Here is a 3494-nt window from a genome sequence, read left to right on the forward strand (position 1 = left end):
GTCCTGATTTAAATTTAATCCACTATATTGGCAGGGTTTGTGTCGTTTGATTGCTGTTATTTTAATACTTTTTGCTTTGGCCGGCAGGCCGTATTTCCAATAAACAAAAAAAAGGTCGTCTGAAAACCTAGAAACAAGGTTTTCAGACGACCTTTCGTTTAGCCTGACTGGAAATGCGGATTACAGGCTGTAATACATTTCAAATTCCAACGGGTGCGGCGCCATGCGGATGCGGCGTACGTCTTCTTCTTTGAAGGCGATGTAGCTGTCGATCCAGTCTTTGCTGAACACGCCGCCGCGCAGCAGGAATTCGTGGTCGGCTTTGAGGGCGGCGAGGGCTTCTTCCAAAGAGGCGCAGACGGTTGGGACGAGTGCGTCTTCTTCCGGCGGCAGGTCGTAGAGGTTTTTATCGGCCGGGTCGCCCGGGTGGATTTTGTTTTGGATGCCGTCCAAACCCGCCATCAGCAGGGCGGCGAACGCCAAGTATGGGTTGGCGGTCGGGTCGGGGAAACGCGCTTCGATGCGGCGTGCCTTGCTGCTGTTCACGGACGGGATGCGGATGGATGCGGAACGGTTTTTGGCAGAGTAGGCGAGCTTGGTCGGCGCTTCAAAGTGCGGTACGAGGCGTTTGTAGGAGTTGGTGGACGGATTGGTAATCGCGTTCAGGGCTTTGGCGTGTTTGATGATGCCGCCGATGTAGTAGAGGGCGGTGTCGCTCAAGCCGGCATAGCCGTCGCCTGCGAACAGGTTTTGACCGTCTTTCCAGATGGATTGGTGGACGTGCATGCCGCTGCCGTTGTCGCCCATGATGGGTTTAGGCATGAAGGTGGCGGTTTTGCCGAAGTTGTGGGCAACGTTTTGGATGACGTATTTCATGTCTTGGGTTTGGTCGGCGCGTTTGACCAATGTGGCGAAGCGCGTGCCGATTTCCATTTGGCTGCCGGTGCCGACTTCGGCGTGGTGGACTTCGACTTCGATGCCGAGTTCTTCCAAAATGTTCACCATGGCAGAGCGCAGGTCTTGTCCGGCATCAATCGGGGCGACGGGGGCGTAGCCGCCTTTGACGGCGGGACGGTGGCCGGTGTTTTGACCGTCCATGTGCAGCCCGCTTGCCCATGCGCCGCTTTCGGACGTGATTTCGTAACGGGTTTTGTGCATATCGGTTTCAAACTCTACGCCGTCGAAGACGAAGAATTCGGGTTCGGGGCCGAAGTAGGCGGTGTCGCCGATGCCGGAGGATTTGAGGTAGGCTTCGGCGCGGCGGGCGATGGAACGCGGGTCGCGGTCGTAGCCTTGACCGTCGGCGGGGTCGATGACGTCGCAGGTAAGGACGACGGTAGTGTCGTCGTAGAAGGGGTCGATGAAGGCAGTCGCAGGGTCGGGGTGCAACTGCATGTCGGATGCCTGAATGCCTTTCCAGCCGCCGATGGACGAGCCGTCAAACGCCTGACCGTTTTCAAACCACTCTTCGGGGTCGTCGAGGACGATGCGGGCGGGGACGGTGAAGTGGTGCTGCTTGCCTTTGGTATCGGTAAAGCGCAAATCTACGAAGCGGGCTTCGCTTTCTTCAATCAGTTTTACTGCGTCTTTGATAGACATTTTCGGCTCCTAAATGGGAAGTAACGGATACGGAATCTCGCGGAAAATCTGCTGCATTTTATCACGCCGAAGGTCGTCTGAAACCGCAAATCCGTTAAATTTCTGACTTGCGGAATATAGTTTCAGACGACCTGATTGTCAACAATCCGATGCGTATTTGGATTTATTGGAAAACAGCGCTGTGAGGCGGCAAAGGCGGTTATAATGGGCGGTCTTTGCATTTGTCCTGCCGGATAGGATTTTTATGAACACTGCTCCCCGTTATGCCGTTTTCGGCAACCCCGTCGCACACAGCAAATCGCCGCAAATCCATCGGCAGTTTGCCTTGCAGGAAGGCGTTGAAATCGAATATGAACGCATTTGCGCCGACATCGGCGGTTTCGCGCAGGCGGTCGAAGCGTTTTTTGCCGACGGCGGGCGCGGGGCGAATGTTACCGTACCGTTCAAGCAGGAAGCGTTTGCCTTGTCGGACGAACATTCCGAACGCGCTTTGGCGGCGGGGGCGGTCAATACGCTGATTTTGCTGGGAAACGGTAAAATACGCGGCGACAATACCGACGGGCTCGGGCTGACGGACGATATTTCAAAGAGGCTGGGCGTAGAGATTTCCGGCAAAACCGTCTTGCTGCTCGGCGCGGGCGGAGCGGTGCGCGGCGTCATTCCTGTATTGAAAGAATACCACCCCGCTCGCATCGTTATCGCCAACCGAACCCATGCCAAAGCAGCGGAAATGGCGGTGCATTTCGATATAGATGCCATCCCTTTGAATGAACTGGAAGGCGGCTTCGACATCATCATCAACGGCACATCCGGCGGCTTAAGCGGACAGCTTCCCGCCGTATCGCCCAAAGTCTTTGAACATTGCACTTTGGCTTACGATATGGTTTACGGCGAAGCGGCAGAGCCGTTTTTAGCGTTTGCCCGCCAATCAGGTGCAAAACAAACCGCCGACGGATTGGGCATGCTGGTCGGACAGGCGGCAGCTTCCTACCGGCTTTGGCGCGGCTTTGCGCCCGATGTCCTGCCCGTCGTCCAATATATGAGAGATTTATAAAATGTTCCGCATCATCAAATGGCTGATTGCCCTGCCTTTGGGCGCATTTATCTTTTTCAACGCTTACGTGTACGGCAACATCATCACTTACCGCGCCGTCGCGCCGAACAAAACCGCCTTCATGGCGATGCGGATGCGGCAGTTTCAAAGCGAAGGCAAAGATGTCGCACTCGATTACCGCTGGGTACCTTACGACCGCATTTCGGTCAACCTGAAAAAAGCCCTGATTGCCTCCGAAGACGCCAAATTCGCCGAACACGGCGGCTTCGACTGGGGCGGCATCCAATACGCCATCAAACGCAACAAACAAAGCGGCGAAGTCAAAGCAGGCGGCTCGACCATCAGCCAACAGCTTGCCAAAAACCTGTTTCTGAACGAAAGCCGCAGCTATATCCGCAAAGGCGAAGAAGCCGCGATTACCGCGATGATGGAAGCCGTTACCGACAAAGACCGCATTTTCGAGCTGTATCTGAACGCCATCGAATGGCACTACGGCGTATTCGGCGCAGAAGCCGCGTCCCAGTATTTTTATAAAAGACCCGCCGCCAACCTGACCAAACAGCAGGCCGCCAAACTCGCCGCCCGCGTCCCTGCGCCGCTGTTTTACGCCGACAATCCAAAAAGCAAACGCCTGCGCAACAAGACCAATATCATCCTGCGCCGCATGGGTTCGGCGGAGCTGCCTGAAAGCGATATGGATTGAGGTCGTCTGAAAATCAGGTGAAGGGGTTTCAGACGACCTTTGTGCAACTGTAACCCTGTTTGCCGTATCACATATATCGCCTATCTTCCCAGTTTTTAATACTTTTTCCGTCATTCCCGCCCCCGCCTGCGCGAGGAC

Annotated in this window: 3 protein-coding genes; 2 read left to right on the plus strand and 1 reads right to left on the minus strand. The window is 55.3% G+C overall.

Going from position 1 to position 3494, the window contains the following annotated elements:
- Nucleotides 1–180: 180 nt before the first annotated feature.
- Nucleotides 181–1599: a type I glutamate--ammonia ligase gene (gene glnA, locus HMPREF2907_RS09150; RefSeq protein WP_070682394.1), complete on the minus strand. Its 1419-nt coding sequence runs from the start codon at nucleotides 1597–1599 to the stop codon at nucleotides 181–183.
- A 244-nt stretch (nucleotides 1600–1843) separates the two neighbouring features.
- Here glnA and aroE point away from each other — a divergent pair, with 244 nt between their 5' ends.
- Together aroE and mtgA are read left to right on the plus strand one after the other, a co-directional pair.
- Nucleotides 1844–2653, plus strand: a complete 810-nt coding sequence (aroE, locus tag HMPREF2907_RS09155) for a shikimate dehydrogenase (RefSeq protein ID WP_070682397.1) — start codon at nucleotides 1844–1846, stop codon at nucleotides 2651–2653.
- Nucleotide 2654: 1 nt separating this feature from the next.
- Nucleotides 2655–3356 (plus strand): monofunctional biosynthetic peptidoglycan transglycosylase, encoded by a 702-nt coding sequence (mtgA, locus tag HMPREF2907_RS09160; protein ID WP_003756572.1) that lies wholly within the window; start codon nucleotides 2655–2657, stop codon nucleotides 3354–3356.
- Nucleotides 3357–3494 lie beyond the last annotated feature (138 nt).

Origin of the sequence: Neisseria sp. HMSC055H02, from assembly GCF_001813335.1 — a bacterium.
Taxonomy (GTDB): Bacteria; Pseudomonadota; Gammaproteobacteria; order Burkholderiales; family Neisseriaceae; genus Neisseria; species Neisseria sicca_C.

Excerpts from the sequence above, each read along its gene's own strand:
- glnA (WP_070682394.1), bottom strand. The coding sequence starts at position 1,599 with ATGTCTATCAAAGACGCAGTAAAACTGATTGAAGAAAGCGAAGCCCGC.
- aroE (WP_070682397.1), top strand. The coding sequence starts at position 1,844 with ATGAACACTGCTCCCCGTTATGCCGTTTTCGGCAACCCCGTCGCACAC.
- mtgA (WP_003756572.1), top strand. The coding sequence starts at position 2,655 with ATGTTCCGCATCATCAAATGGCTGATTGCCCTGCCTTTGGGCGCATTT.